Source organism: Pseudomonas sp. UBA7530 (assembly GCF_002479365.1).
Taxonomy (GTDB): Bacteria; Pseudomonadota; Gammaproteobacteria; order Pseudomonadales; family Pseudomonadaceae; genus Aquipseudomonas.
The window spans coordinates 23,046-46,873 of the sequence record NZ_DLMS01000003.1; the positions used below are offsets into that span (position 1 = coordinate 23,046).

Annotated in this window: 17 protein-coding genes and 2 pseudogenes; 7 read left to right on the forward strand and 12 right to left on the reverse strand. The window is 62.6% G+C overall.

Annotated elements, in window-relative coordinates; all coding sequences use genetic code 11:
- Window positions 1-104 precede the first annotated feature (104 nt).
- The 9 genes and pseudogenes from B2U07_RS05995 to zwf form a co-directional block, all read right to left on the reverse strand.
- Window positions 105-524: a VOC family protein gene (locus B2U07_RS05995; protein WP_275545736.1), complete on the reverse strand. Its 420-nt coding sequence runs from the start codon at window positions 522-524 to the stop codon at window positions 105-107.
- 2 nt (window positions 525-526) lie between these two features.
- On the reverse strand, window positions 527-961 hold the full coding sequence (locus tag B2U07_RS06000; protein ID WP_197855302.1) for a YciI family protein: 435 nt from the start codon (window positions 959-961) through the stop codon (window positions 527-529).
- A gap of 204 nt (window positions 962-1,165) precedes the next feature.
- Complete coding sequence (locus B2U07_RS23035) at window positions 1,166-2,029, reverse strand: methyl-accepting chemotaxis protein (protein WP_419096325.1); 864 nt, start codon at window positions 2,027-2,029, stop codon at window positions 1,166-1,168.
- Window positions 2,021-3,088 (reverse strand): annotated as a pseudogene (locus B2U07_RS23040) (methyl-accepting chemotaxis protein); the annotation flags it as partial. The gene B2U07_RS23035 and the pseudogene B2U07_RS23040, both read right to left, overlap by 9 nt.
- Before the next feature lie 304 nt (window positions 3,089-3,392).
- Window positions 3,393-4,256 (reverse strand): methyl-accepting chemotaxis protein, encoded by an 864-nt coding sequence (locus B2U07_RS23045; RefSeq protein WP_419096326.1) that lies wholly within the window; start codon window positions 4,254-4,256, stop codon window positions 3,393-3,395.
- A 39-nt stretch (window positions 4,257-4,295) separates the two neighbouring features.
- A pseudogene (locus tag B2U07_RS23050) lies at window positions 4,296-5,315 on the reverse strand (methyl-accepting chemotaxis protein); the annotation flags it as partial.
- 178 nt (window positions 5,316-5,493) lie between these two features.
- Window positions 5,494-6,165: a bifunctional 4-hydroxy-2-oxoglutarate aldolase/2-dehydro-3-deoxy-phosphogluconate aldolase gene (locus B2U07_RS06015; RefSeq protein ID WP_275545739.1), complete on the reverse strand. Its 672-nt coding sequence runs from the start codon at window positions 6,163-6,165 to the stop codon at window positions 5,494-5,496.
- 1 nt (window position 6,166) lies between these two features.
- The gene (gene pgl, locus B2U07_RS06020; RefSeq protein ID WP_275545740.1) at window positions 6,167-6,880 is read right to left on the reverse strand and encodes a 6-phosphogluconolactonase; all 714 of its coding nucleotides are present in this window, start codon (window positions 6,878-6,880) and stop codon (window positions 6,167-6,169) included.
- Window positions 6,867-8,336 (reverse strand): glucose-6-phosphate dehydrogenase, encoded by a 1,470-nt coding sequence (zwf, locus tag B2U07_RS06025; RefSeq protein WP_275545741.1) that lies wholly within the window; start codon window positions 8,334-8,336, stop codon window positions 6,867-6,869. Before zwf ends, pgl begins: the two co-directional genes overlap by 14 nt.
- 211 nt (window positions 8,337-8,547) lie before the next feature.
- On the opposite strand from zwf, the gene B2U07_RS06030 reads away from it, so the two are divergent.
- The 3 genes from B2U07_RS06030 to sugE all read left to right on the forward strand — a co-directional run bounded on the left by B2U07_RS06030 (window position 8,548) and on the right by sugE (window position 10,941).
- Window positions 8,548-9,408 carry a MurR/RpiR family transcriptional regulator gene (locus B2U07_RS06030; protein WP_197856081.1) on the forward strand — a complete coding sequence of 287 codons (861 nt, stop codon included), beginning with the start codon at window positions 8,548-8,550 and terminating at the stop codon, window positions 9,406-9,408.
- A 131-nt stretch (window positions 9,409-9,539) separates the two neighbouring features.
- Complete coding sequence (locus B2U07_RS06035; protein WP_275545742.1) at window positions 9,540-10,487, forward strand: bile acid:sodium symporter family protein; 948 nt, start codon at window positions 9,540-9,542, stop codon at window positions 10,485-10,487.
- 139 nt (window positions 10,488-10,626) lie between these two features.
- Window positions 10,627-10,941, forward strand: coding sequence for a quaternary ammonium compound efflux SMR transporter SugE (sugE, locus tag B2U07_RS06040; protein WP_275545743.1), 315 nt, complete (start codon window positions 10,627-10,629; stop codon window positions 10,939-10,941).
- A 116-nt stretch (window positions 10,942-11,057) separates the two neighbouring features.
- On the opposite strand, the gene B2U07_RS06045 is transcribed toward sugE, so the two are convergent.
- Entirely contained in the window at window positions 11,058-12,932 is a 1,875-nt protein-coding gene (locus B2U07_RS06045) for an MFS transporter (protein ID WP_275545744.1), read from the reverse strand.
- A gap of 659 nt (window positions 12,933-13,591) precedes the next feature.
- Here B2U07_RS06045 and B2U07_RS06050 point away from each other — a divergent pair.
- The gene (locus tag B2U07_RS06050; RefSeq protein WP_275545745.1) at window positions 13,592-14,296 is read left to right on the forward strand and encodes a 4'-phosphopantetheinyl transferase family protein; all 705 of its coding nucleotides are present in this window, start codon (window positions 13,592-13,594) and stop codon (window positions 14,294-14,296) included.
- A gap of 433 nt (window positions 14,297-14,729) precedes the next feature.
- Here the strand turns inward: B2U07_RS06050 and B2U07_RS06055 are convergent, their stop codons facing one another.
- Both B2U07_RS06055 and B2U07_RS06060 read right to left on the reverse strand, forming a co-directional pair.
- Window positions 14,730-16,337, reverse strand: coding sequence for an ATP-binding protein (locus tag B2U07_RS06055; RefSeq protein WP_296276350.1), 1,608 nt, complete (start codon window positions 16,335-16,337; stop codon window positions 14,730-14,732).
- 10 nt (window positions 16,338-16,347) lie between these two features.
- The gene (locus B2U07_RS06060; RefSeq protein WP_275545747.1) at window positions 16,348-17,100 is read right to left on the reverse strand and encodes a response regulator; all 753 of its coding nucleotides are present in this window, start codon (window positions 17,098-17,100) and stop codon (window positions 16,348-16,350) included.
- Between the two features lie 906 nt (window positions 17,101-18,006).
- On the opposite strand from B2U07_RS06060, the gene B2U07_RS06065 reads away from it, so the two are divergent.
- From B2U07_RS06065 to B2U07_RS06075, 3 genes are all read left to right on the forward strand, one after another.
- Window positions 18,007-20,913 carry a ribonucleoside-diphosphate reductase subunit alpha gene (locus B2U07_RS06065; protein ID WP_275545748.1) on the forward strand — a complete coding sequence of 969 codons (2,907 nt, stop codon included), beginning with the start codon at window positions 18,007-18,009 and terminating at the stop codon, window positions 20,911-20,913.
- A 507-nt stretch (window positions 20,914-21,420) separates the two neighbouring features.
- Window positions 21,421-22,671, forward strand: coding sequence for a ribonucleotide-diphosphate reductase subunit beta (locus tag B2U07_RS06070; RefSeq protein WP_275545749.1), 1,251 nt, complete (start codon window positions 21,421-21,423; stop codon window positions 22,669-22,671).
- A 151-nt stretch (window positions 22,672-22,822) separates the two neighbouring features.
- Window positions 22,823-23,002: a hypothetical protein gene (locus B2U07_RS06075; protein WP_275545750.1), complete on the forward strand. Its 180-nt coding sequence runs from the start codon at window positions 22,823-22,825 to the stop codon at window positions 23,000-23,002.
- The last annotated feature ends 826 nt before the right edge of the window (window positions 23,003-23,828 follow it).

Genomic DNA, 23,828 nt, shown 5'->3' on the forward strand with positions numbered 1-23,828 from the left:
CGCCCTACATGGAGCAAAGCCTGTTGGAGCGGCTGGGCGGCATTCCGTTTCAGCCGCGAACGAGAGCCCGCGGATCGCATCCGGGCTACGCTCAAGGCTCGCTATCAGCCCTGCTGGCTATCGATCACGCAATTGATCATCCACGGCACGCCGAAGCGGTCGGTGAGCATGGCGAAGCGGGTCGCCCAGAAGGTGGCCTGCAGCTCCATCTGCACCTCGCCACCGGCCGACAGCGCTTCGTAAAGGCGCTCGGCCTCCGGCACATTATCCACCTGCAGGGAAATCGAGCAGCCCTTGATCCCCTCGTGCGGATACTGCGGGATGGTGTCCGAGGCCATCAGGACCTGGTCACCCGCCGTCAGGCACACATGCATCACCCGGTCGTGAAACTCCGGCAGTACCTCGCCAGCATCAGGGCTTTCGCCGAAGCGCATCAGCTCCAGCTTGCCGCCCAGCAGCTCGGCATAGAAATTGAAGGCTTCCTCGCACTGGCCGTCGAACATCAGATAGGCATGTATCTTCATCGTTACTCTCCTTGGTCTTCTTTGCTGATGCGCGCGCGAATACGGTCTTCCTGCTCACGCAGCTCGGGGGTGAACTCGGCGCCGAAATCCTCGGCCTCGAAAATCTGCCGAATCTCGATATCGGATTCGCCAGGCATGGGGTTGGGGCAACGCTTGACCCAATCGATGCAGGCCTGCAGTGACTCACACTGAAAGATCCAGAAACCGGCAACCAGCTCTTTGGTCTCCATGAACGGACCATCGATCACCGTGCGCTGCGCCCCGGAAAACCGTACCCGCGCGCCCTTGCTGCTGGGGTGCAGCCCCTCGCCGGCCAGCATCACGCCAGCGGCAGCCAACTCCTCGTTGTAACGGCCCATGGCCGTCAGCAACTCCTCATTGGGCATCACGCCGGCTTCTGAATCGGCAGTCGCCTTGACAATCACCATGAAACGCATCGCCTTTCTCCTTGTTCGAGTCGAAGTCGCGCGCAGGGTGCCTCCCTACGGCTGACAGTGAACCCAGGGCGGGGTTCTATGCAGTAGTCGAACGGGTGAAGAGAGAATCGACAGACGATGAAAGATTTGTGCCGGGTCGCCAGATACGACCCGCGGCGCGGATGCGTCGCGCGGCGCCTCAGGGAGCGCGCCGCGCGGGCAGGATCAAACGCGGAAGCGGCTGACCAGCAGTTGCAGCTGGCCGCCCAGGCGCGCCAGCTCGGCCGAGGATTTGGCCGTCTCGTCACTGGCCGTGGCGGTCTGTTCTGCCACGTCGCGCACATTGATGATGCTGCGGCCGATCTCTTCGGCCACGGCGCCCTGCTGCTCAGCCGCGGCGGCGATCTGCTGGTTCATCGACTGGATGTTGGAGACTTTCTGGTTGATGCTCGCCAGCGAGTCACCCGCCTTGCGCGCACGCTCCACGCTGCCCTCGGTCAGCACTTGGCTTTCCTGCAGCACACCGGCCACCTGCTGGGTACCGCGTTGCAGCGCACCAATTAGGCTTTCGATCTCTTCGGTGGACTGCTGGGTACGCCGTGCCAGATTACGCACTTCGTCCGCCACCACAGCGAAACCACGCCCGGCCTCACCGGCCCGCGCCGCTTCGATGGCCGCATTGAGCGCCAGCAGGTTGGTCTGGTCAGCCACGGCCTTGATCACGTCCATGACGCTGCCGATCTTGTCGCTTTCCTGCTGCAACTGGTGCATGGCCTGATTGGAGCGGGACATTTCCGCAGCCAGCTCTTCGATCTGCTTGATCGCTTCAGCTACCACCTGGTCGCCCTGATAGGCCTCGCGGTCCGCATCCGACGCCGCCAGCGAGGCCTGCTCGGCGTTGCGCGCCACCTCCTGCACCGTGGCCGACATCTCCTGCATGGCCGTGGCCACCTGGTCGGTCTCCAGCTTCTGGCTGTTGACCCCGGCGCTGGTCTGCTCGGTCACTGCCGACAATTCCTCGGCGGCACTGGCGATCTGACTGACGCTGTCACGGATGCCGCTGATCAGTTCACGCAAGGCGTTACCCATACGCTGCACACCTTGCTGCAGCGCACCGATTTCATCGCGACGCGTGACCTGCAAGCTCTGGGTGAGGTCACCTGCGGCGATGCGCTCGACAGCATTGAGGGTGTCCTTCAACGGGCCGGTAATCTGCCGGGTAATGACCCACGCCGCCAGCACACTGCAAAGCAGGGCCAGTAACGTGGCGCTGATTTGCAGGGTGCGGGCGCTGGCGCTCTCACTGTCGCGGCGGGTCATCTGGATCTGCGTCAGCTCGGCGCTGGCATTGACGATCCGATAGCCCTGTTCGGTCATTTCCTTGCGGGCCACAGCCACACTTTCATTCGCGGACTTGAACGCCAGTAGCGCGTTACGATAATCGCTCAGAGCACCCTCGGCGCGGTTGATACGCTCAAGATGCTCACCGGCGAAACGCTCGCGGAACTGGCCAAGGGCTGCCAGGCTCGCATCGATCTGCGTCATGGCGGTACGCTCGGTTTCCGCAGTGGCGTTGAAGATGTAGCCCCTCACGTGGTAACGCACCACCTGCCAGTCGTCCTTGATCTTGGCGATGGCCTGAAACTGTGCGAACCGGCTTTCATCGTAGTCCGGCAGGGCCACCACCGCGGCACTGATCTCATCGAGCGTTTGCCCGACATTGCCGCCGCTGCTCACCATGCCCTGACGCGCATCGTTGATCCCACGGTAGGCGGCACGCATGGCGTTCAGGGAAATCTGGTAGGCCTTGATCTCGCTCTCCTGCATTTTCAGCAGGCGCACGTTCTCCGGACTTTTGAAGGTAGACAGAACCTGCTGGTGCTGAGCGGAGAATTCATCCAGAGTTTTCTGTACGTTCTGGGCAATCTGCTCATCACCATTGGCGAGCATGTACTGCAGGCGCACCACGCGCAGGTTGGTCAACGAATCGCTCAATCGACTGATATCGCTCATCCAGTCGCTGCGCTGTATAAGGCTGCCCAGGCTGGACCAGCCAGCCAGGGCCAGTGCCGCCGTCATGAGCAGGACAAGCGCAAAGCCGATGGCAAGCTTGTAGGTGACGCTGATGTTCGCAAACCAGCTTTTCATAAATTCTCCAACAGAATTGACCAATGCAAAGGGCTGGAGATTTATTGTTGTGGCCAGCGAGAAAAAGGCCGCGATTCTAGGGAACGGGCAGCAACGCTGCCAAGCTGGCCTGCCAGTAATTTGCCAGCCATCCGACGGGCTGCAGCCAGTTGCACCGACCCGTCAGCACCTCATGACAGACGATGGCGACAGTTTTCAGGCAAAGATGAGGATGTAACAAGGCGTGTAGCAGCCACTATCACGGCGTAGGTCTCGCCGGCAGGCTATTGAAGTGGTGCACGCCGTGCGCACCACTTTTACCGGATCAAACGCGGAAGCGGCTGACCATGCTTTGCAGCTGGCCACCCAGGCGCGCCAGCTCCACCGAGTTGGCGGCGGTTTCCTCGCTGGCAGCAGCGGTCTGCTCGGCCACGTCGCGCACGCTCAGTACGCTGCGGCCGATCTCTTCGGCGACCGCACCCTGCTGCTCGGCAGCCGCGGCGATCTGCTGATTCATCGACTGGATATTGGACACCTTCTGATTGATCACACCCAGCGCAACGCCAGCCTTGCGCGCCGATTCGACGCTGCCTTCGGTAAGGCTGCGGCTCTGGCCGAGCACCCCCGCCACCTCCTCGGTACCGCGCTGCAGAGCGCCGATCAGGCTTTCGATTTCTTCGGTGGACTGCTGCGTGCGCCGCGCCAGGCTACGCACTTCATCGGCAACGACAGCAAAACCGCGTCCTGCTTCGCCCGCACGCGCGGCCTCGATGGCTGCGTTGAGCGCCAGCAGGTTGGTCTGATCGGCCACGGCCTTGATCACGTCCATCACGCTGCCAATCTTCTCGCTTTCTTTCTGCAGCAGATTCATGGCGTCGGTGGAGCGCGCCATCTCGCCGGCCAGCGCCTCGATCTGGCCAATCGCCTCGGCCACGACGCGATCCCCCTGGTTCGCCTCGGCATCCGCGTCCGCCGCGGCGAGCGAGGCCTGCTCGGCATTGCGCGCCACCTCGTTGACCGTGGCCGACATCTCCTGCATGGCGGTCGCCACCTGATCGGTTTCCTGCTTCTGGCTGTTGACCCCGGCACTGGTCTGCTCCGTCACAGCCGAGAGCTGCTCGGCCGCGCTGGCAATCTGGCTGACGCTGTCGCTGATGCCACCGATCAGCTCACGCAGGGAGCGGCCCATACGCTGGACGCCTTGCTGCACCACGCCAATTTCGTCGCTACGGCTGGTTTCCGGCAGGTCGGTCAGGTCGCCCGAGGCGATGCGCTCGACCACCGCCAACGTCTCGCCAAGCGGGCGGGTGATCTGACGGATTATCACGATGGCTGCGCCAATGCCGACGAGCAGTGCTACCAGCGTGGCGATCAACTGTATGGATTTGGCTGACGAGCTGTCACTGTCGCGCTGCATGATCTGGTTGCGGATCAGCTCGTTACTCAGCCTGACGATTTCGTTACCGGCCTGGTCCAACTCGTCACGCGCCTTGAGCGCCGCAGTATTGGCCTGCTGGAAGGCCGCTACCACCGCCCGGTAGGTTTCGAAACCGCTTTGAATCGCCTTAACTTGCGTGGCGCTTTCACTGCCCATGGACAGCTCCAGCTGGACCAGACTGTCGGCCGTGCGCTGCACCTGTCGAGCCACGGCTGCTTCGGTGTCGGCGTTGACGTTGGCGGTGTAGCCACGTACCTCGTAGCGCATCAGCTGGATACCTTCACGGGCATCACGCATCGCGCGGTAGCGCACCTGGCGCTGCGGGTCGTACTCCGGCATACGCTCTATGCCGCCCTCGAGCGCCTCGATCTCGGCGAAGACGTCGCGTGCCAGCCCTCCCATTTCCTTGCGCGCCTGCGCCGCCTGCGCAAAGCCGGCTTTCATGGCCTTCAGCGAGGCCTGATAGTTGACGATCAGGCTATCCTGCTGCTTGAGCAGACCGATGTTCCCAGCCGATACGAAGTTACCGATGATGCGCTGGTGAGCCTCCCGGTATCGGTCGAGAGACTGCTGCATGGTCTCTCCACGCTCCTCGTCACCGTTGCTCATGACATAACGCACGCGGTCCACTCTCAGGGCGCTGAGCAGATCGTTGACTTGGTTGATCTCGACCACCCGCTGGCTGCGCTCGCTCATGCGGCTTATGCCGGTCCAGCCGCTGAAAGCGAGCACGAGAGTAAGAGACAGAATGAAGCCGAAGCTGAAAGCGAGTTTCAACCTAACGCTGACATTGCCGAGCCATTTGCTCATGAGAATTCTCCGTCCAAGGAAGAGGGATTGGGCATCCGCTGGAGAATTTTTCTTGTTGCCAGCCCGCTAGCCTTCAGCACTCACATAGAGTGACCAATTAGTCGACGATATCATGACGCCACTATTAAGTCATCATTCAACTAGATGACCAAATGACTGCCCTTGGACGAAAATGGCGTCACTTCAGCAATTGCAGGGCCTCTACGCTGCATCGCTGAATCTGCGCCCAATCACTGTTTTCCACCCATTCACGCTGGAACATCCAGGTGCCGCCGACGCACATGACGTTGGGCTGCGCCATGTAACCCTGCAGGTTGTCCGTCGTGATGCCACCAGTCGGGCAGAAACGCACGCCGCCGAAGGGGCCGGCGAGCGCCTTGAGCATCGCCACGCCGCCACAGACCTCTGCCGGAAACAGCTTGAAGCGGCGATAGCCCAGGGCGTAGCCGACCATCACATCGGACGCGCTGCTCACACCTGGCAGCAGCGGCAGCGGGTTGTCCAGCGCCGCCAGCAGCAATTCGCGCGCGCTCCCCGGCGTGACAATGAACTGCGCACCGGCATCAGTTGCGGCGGCGAGCATGCTCTCGTCCAGCACGGTGCCGGCGCCGACGCACAGCTCGGGACGCTCGGCACGCAGGCGACGAATTGCCTCCAGGCCGTGCTCCGAGCGCAGGGTCACCTCCAGCACGCGCAGGCCGCCGGCGGCCAGGGCGTCGGCCAACGGCAGGATGTCCGCCTCACGGGCGATAGTGATCACCGGCATGATCCGCGCCTGGGCGCAGATGCGGTCGATCTCGGCGATTTTGTCGGCCATGCGCGCGCGCTGGTCTTGGTCGAGGCTGGTCATGTCAGGGGCACCAATGGATTTCGAGAGGGGAATGCAGGAACGCGCGAATCGGCAGCTCGGAGGTTTCACCGGGCTGCAGCGCCGCGCTGAGTGTGTTCAGTTTCGCCTGGCCCTGGATCGCCAACAGCGGCAGGCGTGCGCTGGCCAGTATCGGCAGGGTCAGGGTCAGGCGCTGCGCCGGCTCGCTCGGCGCCAGCATCGGCAGCACACGGCGCGCACAAGCTGGCTGAAGCGCCTGGTGCAGATTGGGGCTGTGCGGGAACAGCGAGGCAGTGTGGCCGTCATCGCCCACGCCCAACACCAGCACGTCTATCGGTGCCAGTTCGGCGACCGCCGCATCAGCCAGCTCGGCTGCCTGTTCGAGGTTGCCAGCGACCTGATAAAGACCGAGAAAACGCGCCTCGGCGGCCGCGCCACGCAGCAGGTGACGACGCACCAGGGCCTCGTTGCTGCCCGCGTGATTGATCGGCACCCAGCGCTCGTCGGCCACGCTCACCAGCACCTGCGCCCACTGCACGTCCTGCTGCGCCAGCGCTTCGAAGAACGGCACCGGACTGCGCCCACCAGACACCACGAGCGTGGCCTGACCGCGACTGGCAATGGCTGCACGCAGCACATCGGCCACGCGCACCGCCATCGCCTGGGCCTGCTGTTCGGCACTGTCGTAGGGGCAGGCCTGTACGCCCTGCGGCAGTTTCAGTTCAGAGATCGCCATACCAGCTCCTGCCATCCCGAGTGATCAAGGCCACCGAGGCCATGGGGCCCCAGCTGCCGGCGGTGTAGGGTTTCGGCGCTTCGCCGAGGCGCTGCCAGCCGTCGATCAACTGATCGCACCACTGCCAGGCGTATTCGATCTCATCCTTGCGCACGAACAGGTTCTGGTTGCCGCGCATCACTTCCAGCAGCAGACGCTCGTAGGCATCGGGAATGCGCGCACTGCGGTAGGTATCGGAGAAACTCAGCTGCAGCGGGCCGCTGCGCAGCTGCATGCCCTTGTCCAGGCCCTGATCCTTGGTCAGCACCTGCAGGGCAATGCCCTCGTCCGGCTGCAGGCGGATGATCAGCTTGTTGCCGATCAGCTGGCGCTGCTCCGGGGCGAAGATGTAGTGCGGCGGCGCCTTGAAGTGGATGACGATCTGCGACAGTTTCTGCGGCATGCGCTTGCCGGTGCGCAGGTAGAACGGCACACCGGCCCATCGCCAGTTGCGGATGTCAGCACGCAGGGCGACGAAGGTTTCTGTGTCGCTCTGGGTATTGGAATTCTCTTCCTCCAGATAGCCCGGCACCGGCCGTCCATCGCTGCTGCCGGCGACATATTGGCCGCGCACCACGCGCTGGCCGAGCTGCTCGACGCTGATCGGCTCCAGCGCCTTGAGCACCTTGACCTTCTCGTCGCGGATGCTGTCGGCGGACAGATCGCTGGGCGGGTCCATGGCGATCAGGCAGAGCAGCTGCAGCAGGTGGTTCTGGATCATGTCGCGCAACTGCCCGGCCTGATCGAAGTAACCCCAGCGACCCTCGATGCCGACCTTCTCGGCCACCGTGATTTCCACGTGGGAGATGTGGTTCTGGTTCCACTGGGTCTCGAACAGGCTGTTGGCGAAGCGCAGGGCGATGAGGTTCTGCACCGTTTCCTTGCCCAGGTAGTGGTCGATGCGATAGACGCGATTCTCCGGGAACACCTGGGCCACGGCATCGTTGACCGCACGCGAGGACGAGAGGTCATGGCCGATCGGCTTTTCCAGTACCACCCGCGTACCTTCGGCCAGCCCCACGGCATCCAGGTTGGCGCAGATGCCGCCATACACCGAGGCCGGCGTGGCGAAGTAGGCGATCAACTGATCCTGAGGGATGACATGCTCGAGCAGCGCGGCGTAGTCCTCGGCCTTGAGAAAATCCATCGTCAGGTAGTTCAGCCGCGCAAGGAAGCGCGCCAGGTCGGGTTCCGTCAGCTCCTTCGCCGGTACGTACAGGCGCAACGCCTGCTCGATAGCAAGCAGATGCCGACTCGGCTCACCGCCATCACGGGCCAGAGCCAGGATGCGCGTGCCATCGTGCAGCAAACCGGCGCGATCGAGCTGATAAAGCGCGGGAAATAGCTTGCGCAAAGCCAGATCGCCCAGCGCGCCGAACAAGGCCAAGGTGCAGGATTCGAGTTTCATCGCAGGCATGAGTTTGTTCTTTTATCAAGATGAACTAGAAATACCGGGTGATACTGCATTTATCAAGAAAAAATGTTGTCATAGCAACAACATTTTCTATAACCACTGATAAGCCAGTGGTGGCCCGAGGGCAGCATCAGTAGGATAGGTCGGCCGCTTGGCTGCCGATCGCCTGCTGCCGAGCCCGTCAAACCTGCTGTTAGGAGCCCCTATGGACCGAGTGCGCAACCTGCTGGAACAGATCCAGAGCCGCCTGGACGACCTGAACAAGGCCGAACGCAAGGTCGCCGAAGTGATTCTGCATGACCCGCAGCAGGCCACTCGTTTCAGTATCGCTGCACTGGCACAGGCGGCCGGTGTCAGCGAGCCTACGGTCAACCGCTTCTGCCGTTCCTTCGGCGCCAACGGCTACCCCGAGCTGAAGATGCAGCTGGCGCAAAGCTTGGCCAGCGGCGCCGCCTACGTCAGCCGCGCAGTGTCCGCCGACGACGGTCCCGAGGCCTACACCCGGAAGATCTTTGGCAGCACCATCGCGTCGCTGGATAGCGCGTGCCAGAGCCTCGACCCACAGCACGTCAGCCGCGCGGTCGACCTGCTGATCCAGGCGCGGCAGATCCACTTCTTCGGCCTCGGCGCCTCAGCCTCGGTAGCGCTGGATGCGCAGCACAAGTTCTTTCGCTTCAACCTCGCCGTCTCGGCCCACTCCGACGTGCTGATGCAGCGCATGATCGCCTCGGTGGCCCACACCGGCGATCTGTTCGTGATCATTTCCTACACCGGACGCACCCGCGAGCTGGTGGAGGTGGCGCGCCTGGCGCGTGAGAATGGCGCTTCTGTCCTCGGACTGACCGCCGCCGGCTCGCCGCTGGCCAAGACCAGCACCCTGAGCCTGGACATTCCGCTGCCGGAAGACACCGACATCTACATGCCAATGACTTCACGCATCATTCAACTCACCGTACTCGACGTACTCGCCACCGGCGTCACCCTACGCCGTGGCGTGGACTTCCAGCCGCACCTGCGCAAGATCAAGGAAAGCCTGACCGCCAGCCGCTATCCGGCGGATGAAGAGTCGCTGTAGAGATTCGGACAAGGCATCTGCGCGCAGGTTGCGCCGATGATGTCTGAGCCCGCCCGCATTGTGCCGTTCAGGCAAATTGCGTCGCTTCTGATAGGCTTGCCGGCTTTCCCGAAAAGCCCAGGCCTCATTCCATGCAAGCACTGATCGCCCTCAGCCGTTTCATCGGCAACACCTTCGCCGTCTGGGTGTTGCTGTTCGCCGTCATGGCCTTCTTCCAACCCAGCTGGTTCCTGCCGCTGACCGCCTGGATCGTCCCGCTGCTCGGGCTGATCATGTTCGGCATGGGCCTGACCCTGAAGGGCGCAGACTTCCATGAAGTTGCTCGCCGCCCGCTGGCGGTGCTGCTGGGGGTGCTGGCGCAGTTCAGCATCATGCCACTGGTGGCCTGGGTGCTGTGCCAGGCATTCGCCCTGCCACCTGAGATTGCCGTGGGCGTGATTCTGGTGGGCTGCTGCCCCGGCGGCACCGCCTCCAACGTGATCACCTGGTTCGCCCGTGGCGACCTGGCGCTGTCGGTATCGATCACCGCCGTCACCACCTTGCTCGCCCCGCTCGTCACCCCGGCACTGATCTGGCTGCTGGCCTCGGAATGGCTGCCGGTGTCGTTCGGCGCCATGTTCATTTCCATCCTCAAGATGGTGCTGCTGCCCATCGCCCTCGGCCTGATCGCCCAGCGTCTGCTTGGCGAGCGAGTAAAAACCGCCGTCGAGGTACTGCCGCTGATTTCCGTGGTGAGCATCGTCGCCATCGTCGCCGCAGTGGTCGCGGCCAGCCAGGGCAAGATCGCCGAATCCGGCCTGCTGATCATGGCCGTGGTGATCCTGCACAACGGCATCGGCCTGGGCCTGGGGTATCTCGCCGGGCGCCTGTTCGGCATGTCGCTGGCGCAGCGCAAGACGCTGTCCATCGAAGTCGGCATGCAGAACTCCGGCCTCGGTGCCGCGCTGGCCAGCGCACACTTCAGCCCGCTGGCCGCCGTGCCCAGCGCTCTGTTCAGCGTCTGGCACAACCTGTCCGGCCCGCTGCTTGCGACCCTCTACCGGCGCATGGGCCAGGATGGCAAACAAAGCACCGGCTGATTGAGTGCCGCACGCCAATCCGGGCGCCTTGCCCCGGACACGCCGATATGCACAATAACGGTGCGCGCGAGGACGACCTCCACACCCTGAGCCCAGGGTGGCTCATCCGGGGACGGCCCCTTCAGCCACGGAGGTAACCATGTCCTGGATCATCCTGTTTCTCGCCGGTCTGTTCGAGGTCGGCTGGGCCATCGGCCTGAAATACACCGAAGGCTTCACCCGCCCCCTGCCAACGGTGCTGACCGTCTGCGCCATGCTGGTCAGCCTCGGCCTGCTGGGCCTGGCCATGAAGGAGCTGCCGCTGGGCACCGCCTACGCCATCTGGACCGGCGTCGGCGCCGTGGGTACGGTGATCGCCGGCATCATCCTGTTCGGCGAGTCGATGGCACTACTGCGCCTGGCCAGCGTGGCGATGATCGTCTGCGGGTTGGTCGGGCTCAAGTTGAGCCACTGAGAAAGCCGGAATCCAGCCATGTGGGAGGGGCTTTAGCCGCGACGCTTTCGCCGCTGCGACTGCATGGATGCAGGGAGCGAAGCAGAATGCCCGAGCCGAAAGCCCCTCCCACAAGCTCAACGCCAATCCCCGCGCAACTCGGCCACCTGCGCCTGCAGCACGTCACGCTTGGCCTGCTCCGGCGCAACCGGCGCGCCAGCCACCAGGCACACCCGCGACCACAGGCGTTTGAACAATCCCTTGTGCGGATCGCGACTGAAGAAACTACCCCACAATCCCTGCAGCGCCATCGGAATCACCGGCACCGGGTTCTCTTCGAGAATACGCTCGACCCCGGCCCTGAACTCATCGATCTCGCCATCCCCACTCAGCTTGCCTTCTGGAAAGATGCACACCAGCTCGCCGTTACGCAGGTACTCGGCGATCTTCTTGAACGCCGCGTCGTAGATCAGCAGGTCCTCGCTGCGCCCGGCGATCGGCACGGTGCCGGCGGTGCGGAAGACGAAATTGAGCACCGGCAGATCATAGATCTTGTAGTACATGACGAAGCGCACCGGCCGGCGGATTGCACCACCGATCAGCAGCGCATCGACGAAAGACACGTGGTTGCACACCAGCACCGCCGGGCCTTCATCCGGAATCACGCCCAGGTTCTTGTGCTCGACGCGGTACATCGAATGCCCCAGCAGCCAGATGAGAAAGCGCATGCTGAACTCGGGGACGATCTTGAAGATGTAGCTGTTGACCGCGATGTTCATCAGCGACACCACCAGAAACAGCTGCGGAATCGACAGGCCGGCGACGCTCAGGAACAGGATCGCGGCGATGGCCGAGGCGACCATGAACAACGCATTGAGGATGTTGTTCGCCGCGATTACCCGCGCCCGCTCGTGCTCGGCGGTGCGCGACTGGATCAGCGCGTACAGCGGCACGATGTAAAAACCACCGAACAGGCCGATGCCGAGAATGCAGCCGAGAATCCACCAGGCCTGGCCATGGCCCAGCAGCGCCAGCCAGTCATGCGGCGTGGCGCCCTGCGGGAAGCCGCCAGAGAACCACCACAGCAACATACCGAACAGGGTCAGACCGATGGAGCCGAACGGCACCAGCCCGATCTCCACCTTGTGCCCGCTCATGCGCTCGCAGAGCATCGAGCCCAGGCCGATCCCCAGCGAGAACACGGTGAGAATCAGCGTCACCACGCTTTCGTCGCCGTACAGCCACTCCTTGGCGTAGGCCGGGATCTGCGTCAGGTAGATCGCGCCGAGAAACCAGAACCAGGAGTTGCCCACCAGCGAGCGTGAAACCGCCGGGCGCTGGCCCAGGCCAAGTTTGAGGATCGCCCAGGACTGGCGAAAGATGTTCCAGTCCAGCGGCAGTTCCGGCATAGCCGCCGAAGCCTTGGGAATGCCATGGCTGGCCAGGTAACCGAGCAGCGCCACACCGACCACCGAGCCGGCGACGATGGGCGCATAGCTGCTGCTGGCCATCATGATTCCGGCGCCAATGGTGCCGGCCAGGATTGCCAGGAAGGTGCCCATCTCCACCAAGGCGTTGCCGCCCACCAGCTCCTCTTCCTTCAAGTGCTGCGGCAGTATCGAATACTTCACCGGGCCGAACAGCGCCGACTGCGTGCCCATGGCGAACAGCACCGCGAGCATCAGCGGCAGGCTGTCCAGCAGCACCCCGGCAGCGCCGGTGAGCATGATCAGGATCTCGGCAGCCTTGATCTTGCGGATCAACGAATCCTTGGCAAACTTCTCGCCAAACTGGCCGCCGAGCGCGGAGAACAGAAAGAACGGCAGGATGAACAGCAAGGCGCAGAGATTGACCAGCAGATCGCGGTCGACGCCCGTGTTGAGCTTGAACAGGATGGCGAGAATCAGCGACTGCTTGAAGATGTTGTCGTTGAAGGCGCCGAGCAATTGCGTCACGAAAAACGGCAGGAAGCGCTTCTTGCCGAGCAGAGCGAATTGCGATTGTTGGGTCATCGTCCATGGTCCTCGCGGGAGTCGGTTTTTGCCCGCACAGGCATTTGACTGCAAATCGCCCCACGAAAGCCACAGGGCAAATGCGAACGCCTTGGCTAAAGCCACTTCGTGGGAAGTGATGCTGTTCATCTAAGGCTGCGTGCGCTTAGCCCCCTCTCCCATCCATGGGAGAGGGGCTGGGGGAGAGGACCGAACAGCAGCAAAACCGCCGGCTTCTCCTATTCGAACGCGGCCCGCCCTTCCCCCAAAGAGGCCAGGGGACTAATCGCGCTCCACCACTTTTATATGAACAACATTTACCTTTGTGGGAGGGGCTTTCGGCTCGGGCATCCTGCTTCGCTCTACCTCCTGCATCCATGCAGTCGTAGCCGCGATGCTTTCGCCGCTGAAGCGCCTCCCACGTCCGACGACCTCGGTCCAGTGGGGTGTGCCAAACGCAGCGCAAAAAAAAACGGCAGCCCAATCGGGCTACCGTTCTCGAACTCGGAGAAAACGTCAGTGCCCTCGCACTGACTACAACCTCACCTGCACTCCCTGGGGGAATGCCAGCGCAGTCTGACAAAAGCCAGGCACAGCGTCCGTTTAGCTTTGTTAACTGCCTGCAAAGAAATGTAAACGGCGGATGACTGCACGGTCCGCGGCGCGGCACAATCGCGCCCATGAACGTCTACCACCCGGCCTGCTGCAGCCCCCTCGACGATTACGACCTGCTACCGCGCCCACTCGCCGGGGCGCAGTTGATCAGCACGCGCTTCGACCCCGCCCTGCTCGCCGAAGACGACCTCGCCCGCTGCGGTATTCCGCCCGTGCGCGGCGTGGCCAAGCGTCAGGCCGAATACATGGCCGGGCGCCTGTGTGCGCGCGAGGCGCTGCGCCGCGTGACCGGCCAGGCCAGCGTGCCGGCAGCGGGTGAAGACCGCGCGCCGCAGTGGCCGCGTGGCGTGGTCGGCTCCATTACCCATGGCAACAACTGGGCTGCTGCGCTGGTCGCGCCTGAAGATCGATGGCGCGCCCTGGGCCTGGACATCGAGCGCCTGCTACCGGCCGAACGCGCCCAGCGTCTGCAGGGCGAAATCCTCACCCCCGCCGAACTGCAACGCCTGCACGGCCTCGATGAGAATGCCCGCGCCGCACGTATCAGCCTGACCTTCTCGATCAAGGAAAGCCTGTTCAAGGCGCTCTACCCGCTGACCCTGACACGCTTCTATTTCCAGGACGCCGAGCTGCTGGACATCGATAAGGACAGCGCGCGCCTGCGCCTGCTGATCGACCTGAACGAGGACTGGCGCGCGGGCAGCGAGCTGGACGGGCAATTCGCCCTGTTCGACAACAAGGTGCTGAGCCTGGTGGCGGTGGCGGCGTAATCATGCATCGCCTCACCATGGCTAGCTCGGTGCGCACGCCCCCTACAGAACAGGCGGCGGTCGCGGCGTAGCCCGGATGAAATCCGGGAACAGGTGGCCGGCCAGCCCCGGATTGCATCCGGGCTACAGAGCTGGTCGCGTTCGACCGATTCTTTATCAACAGCATTACGCCAAGTGCGGGCTTTTTGGTTCCGGGCCGGCGCGCTTCATCGGCGCATGGTGCGCTCGAGCGGACGGTGATGGTGCGCTTGTAGCTGCTGCCCCTTGTGGCAGCGTGCACTGTGGGAGCGGACTTGTCCGCGAACGGGGCGGATTAGAAACATCGCGGCCAAGGCCGCTCCCACAGTTTCATAGCCCGGATGAAAATCCGGGGATGATGCAGAAATCACCGCGGATTGCAGCCGGGCTGCGGGCTGCAGCGCTACGCCGACGCCTACTCGCCCTGGCGCCGCGGCCACACCAGGCTGAAGCGCGCGCCGCCGAGGCTGTCGCTGCGGCCGATCTGCGCGCGGCCGCCGTGCCAGTAGATGATCCTGCGCACGATGGACAGGCCCAGGCCATGACCACCGGATGCGCGCGTGCGGCTGTCGTCGAGGCGCAGGAAAGGACTGAACAGACGTTCCCAGGCTTCTTCCGGCACGCCCGGCCCGTCATCCTCGACGTCGATGCGGCAACGCTTGTAGCCGACCTGGCAACTGATCAGCACCCGCCCTTCGGCATAACGCATGGCGTTGCTCACCAGATTCTGCAACGCCCGATGCAGGTAGCGCGGCTCGGCCTCGACCCAGCAGGCGCCCTCGGCCTGCACGCTAAGCGCCGCACCGCATTCCACGCGCACCTTGTTGCTCAGCGGTGCCAGCTCGTCGATCACCTGGTCGATCAGCGCCTTGAGCTCCACCTGCTGGAAATTCAGCGCCGGCGAGCCCTGCTCCAGGCGCGCGTAGGTCAGCATCTCGTCGACCAGCTTGTCGAGGTCCTGGATATCGCTGTCCATGCCATCCATATATTTGCGCCGGGCACTTTCGCTGGGCGCATCGGCGATCATTTCCAGGCCGAAACGCAGCCGCGCCACCGGCGTGCGCAACTCGTGGGACACCGCTCGTACCAGCTCACGCTGGGTACTCAGGGACGTCTGCAGATGCTCGGCCATGGCATTGAAGCTGCTGGCAAGGCGCCCCACCGAGTCCGCGCCGCGCGTCGGCACGCGCGCATCCAGGCGGCCGCTGGCGATATGCGTGGCAGCGCTTTCCAGCGCACGCAGGCGCTGCTCCAGCGAGCGCACCAGCAGGTAGACGATCAAGCCGATCAGGCTCAGGCCCAGCGCGCCGATCAGCACCAGCAGCTGCGGCGGATAGGGGTTCATCTGGTACAGCGGGCCGATCTCCAGCACCCAGGGGGTATCGACGATGCCGGAGAACACGTAGATGGAGTCGCCGCCCTTGCCCAGCGCCATCACCGTATCGCCCTCGTCGATGCGGCGGCGCTGATCGGGGTCGACGGTGGCGTCCTCGAGCCGCACCAGCTGCAGATCGAAGCCAAACTGCTTGGCCTCCTTCAGCTCGGCCAGGCGCTGCGGCTGCTCATGCACCGGGTAGCGCACCAGCTCGTCGATCAGCAGGTAGTTGGTGGCCCGCGCCAGCTGCTCGCTGATCTGCTGGATCTCGCCGGTCAGCAGCAGCGGCTGCGTGCCGTCGAGCAGGCCGTAGACCTTGGCCGAGTGCGGGCCGGTCTGCTGCACCAGCACGTGGCCGCGTTGCAGCCGGTTGCGCTCGCTGCTCTCCAGCGCCACGTCGCTCAGCGCCTGCAGCTCCAGCGGGATGCCGAGCAGGCGCGACCACACCACCAGGGCGCGCTTACGCTCCACTGCGTTCATCGGCAGCAGGTTGTCCGCCATCAGGCGGAAGGTGCCGCGCGCCAGGCCTTCGCGGTACTGATCGCCGCGCACTTCGTTGACCAGATGCAGCGTGCCGACGCCCAGCAGCGCCACCAGCACCAGCGCGGCGAGCATGCCGCCGTAGATACGCAGGAAGATCGAGTTCATGGCCGCCCGATCAATCGCGCAGAAGCGGTGCATCACCGAAGGGCAGCGCTTCGGCGGCCTCGGCGACGAACAGATAGCCCTTGCTGCGCACCGTCTTGATCATCCGCGGATGCATCGGGTCGTCACCGATCTTCGGGCGGATGCGCGAGATGCGCACGTCGATGGAGCGGTCCTGGCCGTCGTACTCTATGCCTCGCAGGGAATTGAAGATTTCCTCGCGCGACAGGATGCGCCCGGCATTGACCGCCAGCAGCCACAACAGGTCGAACTCGGCGCTGGTCAGCTCGATACCCTGCTCGCCCAGCCAGGCCTCGCGCATGGCACTGTCGATGGCCAGGGCACCGAATTGCAGGCGCCGCGCCTGGCTCTCGTCACGCTCGCTCTCGCCCCCCTCGCGGCGGCGCAGCAGCGCGCGAATGCGCGCTAGCAACACGCGCGGGCGCACCGGCTTGCACACGTAGTCATCGGCGCCCATCTCCAGGCCCAGCACCTGGTCCATGTCGTCGGTGCGCGCGGTGAGCATGAGAATCGGCCCCTTGTAGCCGCCGCGCACCTTGCGGCAGATGCTCAGGCCGTCTTCACCCGGCAGCATCAGGTCGAGAATCACCAGGTCCGGCTGCTCGGCGAGAATTCGCGCCGCCGCACGGGCGCCGTCGGCCTCGATGGCAACGCGCAGGCCGTTGCCCTCCAGATACTCGCGGGTCAACTGCGCCAGGCGCTGGTCATCCTCGACAATCAGAATCTGCCACGCTTCTTGTTCCACACCTATCCCCTTCGCATACCGGCAAGCGCCGCAAATACCGCAGCCATTCTAGGGGCTGTGTGCGTCTCGGCGCGAGCGGCAAACCCGCTGCCCGAGCCTGACCGTCTCGTCAAGCACAGCACATGCCAAAAGCACTATATATAGTGGTAGTCTGTGCGCCGCAGAACAGCTTCGCCAACTCGCTGAAATCCCGCTCTTAGGCGCGACGAACGGTCATCAGCAGCCAGAGCCAGAGAACATGCGGGCTACGCCGCCGGCACCCACAAGACACTCACACCTTATCCACAGGTTGTTCCTTTTCCAGTGCCTTGCAATGCCTCCAACAGCGCACTATCTTGTATCCCCATCGCGCAGCACCCACCAGATATTGGGTTGCCACAGAAAACCGGACACAAAAAGAACGAATCGCGCAAGCCCTTTTCACAGGGTTTTCCAGATGTTCCGGCCAATCGTTTCGCCCTAACCCAGGCCCGGCCTGGGTTACAGCCACGCCGCAACGCTCGACGTTACGCGTGAGCCGGTCAGGCAGCGGTCTTGTCCGCCAGTCGACCACTATATGTAGTAGGCGGGGCGTGGTAATGCCCCGCTGTGACTTATGCGCCAGGACGGCACTTGAAGTCGTGCCCACCCTGCCAGCTATTGCGACACCCGTACCCGGCCCCGCTGCCGCGTGCGGCTCAGTTGTTAGCAGACCGTTGAAAAACGTAGGCGAGGCAGGCAAGACAAGGCAAAAACGACCGAAAAAGCGCAGTTTACGTGCTGTAAATGAGCATTTTGAGGTCGTTTTTAACGCAGGATTGCCAACGCAGGTAGTTTTTCAACGGCCTGCTAATGGAATGAACGGCGGACAGGGCACAGTTTCTAATCGTGACGTCCAACCAAAAATTACAGAACACGGAGATCTCCATGCATACCGACACTACTCGCGAGAACCCGCAGGCCGTGGCGCCGCAGGCCGCTGAATCCTCCCAGGATCTGGCTGCCACCGCGCCCGGCCAACTGCGTGTGATCAAGCGCAACGGCACTGTCGTCCCCTACACCGATGACAAGATCACCGTCGCCATCACCAAGGCCTTCCTTGCAGTAGAAGGCGGCACCGCTGCCGCTTCGTCGCGTATCCATGACACCGTCGCGCGTCTGACCGAGCAGGTCACCGCCACCTTCAAGCGCCGCATGCCGTCCGGCGGCACCATCCACATCGAAGAAATCCAGGACCAGGTCGAACTGGCCCTGATGCGCGCCGGCGAGCAGAAAGTCGCCCGCGACTACGTGATCTACCGCGAAGCCCAGGCCAGCAAGCGCAAGGCCAGTGCCGGCAGCGAAATCGCCCAGCCGCACCCGAGCATCCGCATCACCACCGCCGCTGGCGAAGTACAGCCGCTGGACATGGGCCGCCTGCAGACCATCATCACGGAGGCCTGCGAAGGCCTGGCCGAAGTCGACGGCGGTCTGATCGAGCGCGAAACCCTGAAGAACCTGTACGACGGCGTGGCCGAGAAGGACGTCAACACCGCCCTGGTGATGACTGCCCGTACCCTGGTCGAGCGTGAGCCGAACTACAGCTACGTCACCGCCCGCCTGCTGATGGACAACATCCGCGCCGAGGCCCTGAGCTTCCTCAGCATCGCTGGCAGCGCCACTCACCACGAGATGGCCGACCTGTATGCCAAGGCCCTGCCCGCCTACGTCGACAAGGGCGTGGAGTTCGAGCTGCTGGACGCCAAGCTGAAGGAGTTCGATCTGGAGAAACTGGGCCGCGCCATCAACCACGAGCGCGACCAGCAGTTCACCTACCTCGGCCTGCAGACCCTGTACGACCGCTACTTCATCCACAAGGACGGCATCCGTTTCGAACTGCCGCAGGTGTTCTTCATGCGCGTGGCCATGGGCCTGGCCATCGAAGAGCCGAAGAACCGCGAAGATCGCGCCATCGAGTTCTACAACCTGCTGTCCTCGTTCGACTACATGGCGTCCACACCGACCCTGTTCAACGCCGGCACCCTGCGTCCGCAGCTGTCCTCCTGCTACCTGACCACCGTGCCGGACGACCTGTCGGGCATCTACGGCGCCATCCACGACAACGCCATGCTGAGCAAATTCGCCGGCGGCCTGGGCAACGACTGGACCCCGGTGCGCGCGCTGGGCTCCTACATCAAGGGCACCAACGGCAAGTCCCAGGGCGTCGTGCCGTTCCTCAAAGTGGTCAACGACACCGCAGTGGCGGTCAACCAGGGCGGCAAGCGCAAGGGCGCCGTGTGCGCCTACCTGGAAACCTGGCACATGGACATCGAGGAATTCCTCGAGCTGCGCAAGAACACCGGTGACGACCGTCGTCGTACCCACGACATGAACACCGCCAACTGGATTCCGGACCTGTTCATGAAGCGCGTCTTCGAAGACGGCAAGTGGACCCTGTTCAGCCCGTCCGAAGTACCGGACCTGCACGACCTGACCGGCAAGGCCTTCGAAGAGCGCTACGAGTACTACGAAGCCCTGATCGAGTACGGCAAGATCAAGCTGTACAAGACCATCCAGGCCAAGGACCTGTGGCGCAAGATGCTCTCGATGCTGTTCGAGACCGGCCACCCGTGGCTGACCTTCAAGGACCCGTGCAACCTGCGCAGCCCGCAGCAGCACGTGGGCGTGGTACACAGCTCCAACCTGTGCACCGAGATCACCCTGAACACCAACAAGGACGAGATCGCGGTCTGCAACCTGGGCTCGGTCAACCTGGTCAACCACATCGTCGACGGCAAGCTGGACATCGAGAAACTCGGTCGCACCGTCAAGACCGCTGTGCGCATGCTCGATAACGTCATCGACATCAACTACTACAGCGTGGATCAGGCACGTAACTCCAACTTCAAGCACCGTCCGGTCGGCCTCGGCCTGATGGGCTTCCAGGACGCCCTGTACCTGCAGCACATCGCCTACGGCTCCGACGCGGCCATCGAGTTCGCCGACAAGTCGATGGAAGCCATCAGCTACTACGCTATCCAGGCGTCCTGTGACCTGGCCGACGAGCGCGGCAGCTACAGCACCTTCGAAGGCTCGCTGTGGAGCAAGGGCATCCTGCCGCTGGACTCGCAGCAACTGCTGATCGAAGCCCGTGGCCAGAAGTACATCGACGTCGACCTGTCCGAATCGCTGGACTGGGCGCCGATCCGCGAGCGCGTGAAGAAAGGTATTCGCAACTCGAACATCATGGCCATCGCGCCGACCGCGACCATCTCCAACATCATTGGCGTGTCGCAGTCCATCGAGCCGACCTACCAGAACCTGTACGTGAAATCGAACCTCTCCGGCGAATTCACCGTGATCAACCCCTACCTGGTGCGCGACCTGAAAAACCGCGGCCTGTGGGACCCGGTCATGGTCAACGACCTGAAGTACTACGACGGTTCCGTGCAGCAGATCGAGCGCATCCCGCAGGATCTGAAAGACCTGTACGCCACCGCGTTCGAAGTGGAAACCAAGTGGATCGTCGACGCCGCCAGCCGTCGCCAGAAGTGGATCGACCAGGCTCAGTCGCTGAACCTGTACATCGCCGGCGCCTCGGGCAAGAAGCTGGACGTGACCTACCGCATGGCCTGGTACCGTGGCCTGAAAACCACCTACTACCTCCGTGCCCTGGCCGCTACCAGCACCGAGAAATCCACCATCAACACCGGCAAGCTCAACGCAGTATCCGCTGGTGGTGACGAAGGCTTCTCGGCCAAGGCCCAGGCGCCTGCCCAGCAGGCCGCCCCGGCGCCGGCACCGGTTCCCAAGGCCTGTGCCATCGACGAACCCGACTGCGAAGCGTGCCAGTAAGGCTTTCGCGCGTATCTGAGCGGCGCCCGCGTCGTTGCCCGGTAGGCCGGCCCCCATCACGTACTGAAGTACGCTCAGGGGCTCCGACCTACCAGGCGCCTAGCGCTCACTCGCTCAGCTACACGCTCGAAGGTCTGATGCAGTTCTAAAGCAAAGCAACAGTCAGTCCCCTCTCCCGCTTGCGGGAGACGACTGCAGGGATGCAGGAGGTAGGGTGAAGCAGGAAGCCCGAACCGAGGGTTAGGGAGAGGGCAAGGCTCTTCCGTAGGAGCGGCTTCAGCCGCGAAATTCGCGGATAAATCCACTCCTACCCGAGCCTAGCCCCTCTCACAAATTCCCGCCCCTCCTCCTCCGGGTCGAGGGGCAACGGTCAGCCAGCAACCCACCGCCTGCTGACCAGTGGTACCCGTTTACCCTTGCGCGCATCACGCAACGGAACATAATTCAAATTATCTGTATATCCATACAGGCCGGTTCATTGACCGGCCCTCACGCAGGAGCCAAGCCATGCTGAGCTGGGATGAATTCGACAAGGAAGACGGCGCAGAAGCCGCCGCCGCAAGCAAAGCCAGCGCACAAAGCGCCGGCACCAACTTCGACAAGCTCGACAGCGAAGCTGCCGGCTCGGTCGAGCAGGCTCGCGCCGTCGACGCCAACGACTCCGACGCCGTCGCCCGCGCCAAGAAAGCCCTGAACGACCTCGACATCCAGGAAGGCCTGGACGACCTCGAAGGCGCCTCCGCGCGCGTACAGGTCGGCGACAAGCAGATGATCAACGCCCGCGCCGACCTCAACCAGCTCGTCCCCTTCAAGTACGACTGGGCCTGGCAGAAGTATCTGGATGGTTGCGCCAACCACTGGATGCCGCAGGAAGTGAACATGAACGCCGACATCGCGCTGTGGAAGAGCACCGACGGTCTCTCCGAAGACGAGCGCCGCATCGTCATGCGCAACCTCGGTTTCTTCTCCACCGCCGACAGCCTGGTGGCCAACAACCTGGTACTGGCCGTGTACCGCCTGATCACCAACCCCGAGTGCCGCCAGTACATCCTGCGCCAGGCCTTCGAGGAAGCGATCCACACCCACGCCTACCAGTACTGCATCGAATCGCTGGGCATGGATGAAGGCGAGATCTTCAACATGTACCACGAGATCCCGAGCGTCGCGAAGAAGGCCTCCTGGGGCCTGAAGTACACCCGCTCGATCTCCGATCCGCAGTTCCAGACCGGCACCCCGGAAACCGACCGCCAGTTCCTGCGCAACCTGATCGCCTACTACTGCGTACTGGAAGGCATCTTCTTCTACTGCGGCTTCACCCAGATCCTCTCCATGGGTCGTCGCAACAAGATGACCGGCACCGCCGAGCAGTTCCAGTACATCCTGCGTGACGAGTCCATGCACCTGAACTTCGGCATCGACGTGATCAACCAGATCAAGATCGAGAACCCGCACCTGTGGGATGCCCAGATGAAGGACGAAGCGACCCAGATGATCCTGCAGGGCACTCAACTGGAAATCGAATACGCCCGCGACACCATGCCGCGCGGCGTACTGGGCATGAACGCCGCGATGATGGAGGACTACCTCAAATTCATCGCCAACCGCCGCCTGACCCAGATCGGCCTGAAGGAAGAGTACCCAGGTACCACCAACCCCTTCCCGTGGATGAGCGAGATCATGGACCTGAAGAAGGAGAAGAACTTCTTCGAAACCCGAGTGATCGAGTATCAGACTGGTGGGGCGTTGAGCTGGGATTGATCATCAACCATCCAGATGCCGCTGCCAAATTGCGAGGCTAAGAACATAGCTATCTGGCAGTGGCTGACTTGCTACTTTTTGCAGTCTTATTAGATCGGAAATTAATTTATGGACGACAAGGAGGTCGACTATCTGTCATACGGGGGCAGCCATGAAAGAAAACTTAGGTATTGTCGTTGCTATAGTAATTGGCATCATGTTTGTTGCGGCAGTTATTGCCTTAGTTTTTCTAGTGAAAGACAAGGCAGCAGTTCGAGCAACAATGGATCTTGAGTCAGGAAAAGCAGAAGTAACAGTCGCCGTTGATCATTCCAACGCTCCCGTGCAGTAAAAATTGATCAATATCACCCTCCGTATGAGAATGTAAAACTCGACGCTTCAGCGTCCGCCTCGAGACGATATAAAGCGGCTCAGGTTTACTACTGCACCGAAGCGTGAGAGTTCAGACTGGAGGGCATTGAACAGGGATTGGTTCTACATCCCCAAAAGCATATGACCGCTGACCTATACCTCGGCCACGCGCCTATTAGATAAACCCAAGAGGAATAGTAGTGAACTAGAAAGAGCATCCTCTGACTGCGGCAGCAATTTCATGTGCGTCTACCGCGGCTTTCTTTCTAACCTTCGTCACGCCCATACTCGAAAAACACAATACAAATACAATTACCGACTTAGAACAGAATCTAAGGAACATGACAGAAAAGGTGACAGATTTATTTTCTACGTCACCCTCTTCTACTGGTTTCGCCCTTACGGCGAGTTACTTTCTCTTTGCTCGCGCGAAAGAGAAAGTAACCAAAGAGAAAGCGCGCCCGGCATCCGGGTTTCGCTGCGCGAAACTCCCCTCACTCCGGCGCTGTTCCGAGGGTCGTCGCGAAGGGCCATCCCTGGCCCATCACTCCTCGTTTGGCATCCATGCCAAACGCCCCTCTCCGCAGCACCTCCACTCGGCCTCCTGACGGGATTCGGGGATCGCGGTGCCTGAGCGTTTTGTGGAAGGCAGAACAGCAAGCAAAAGCAGAGCTTAAAGCCAGAGCATTGCGGCCGAACCGCAATGCTCTGGCTTTGTTTCTAAGACACAAATCTCACAGACGATGCCAAACGCCCCGTCAGGAGGCCGAGTGGGATCGTTGTGAAACGAAGCGCAGCGAAGTAAC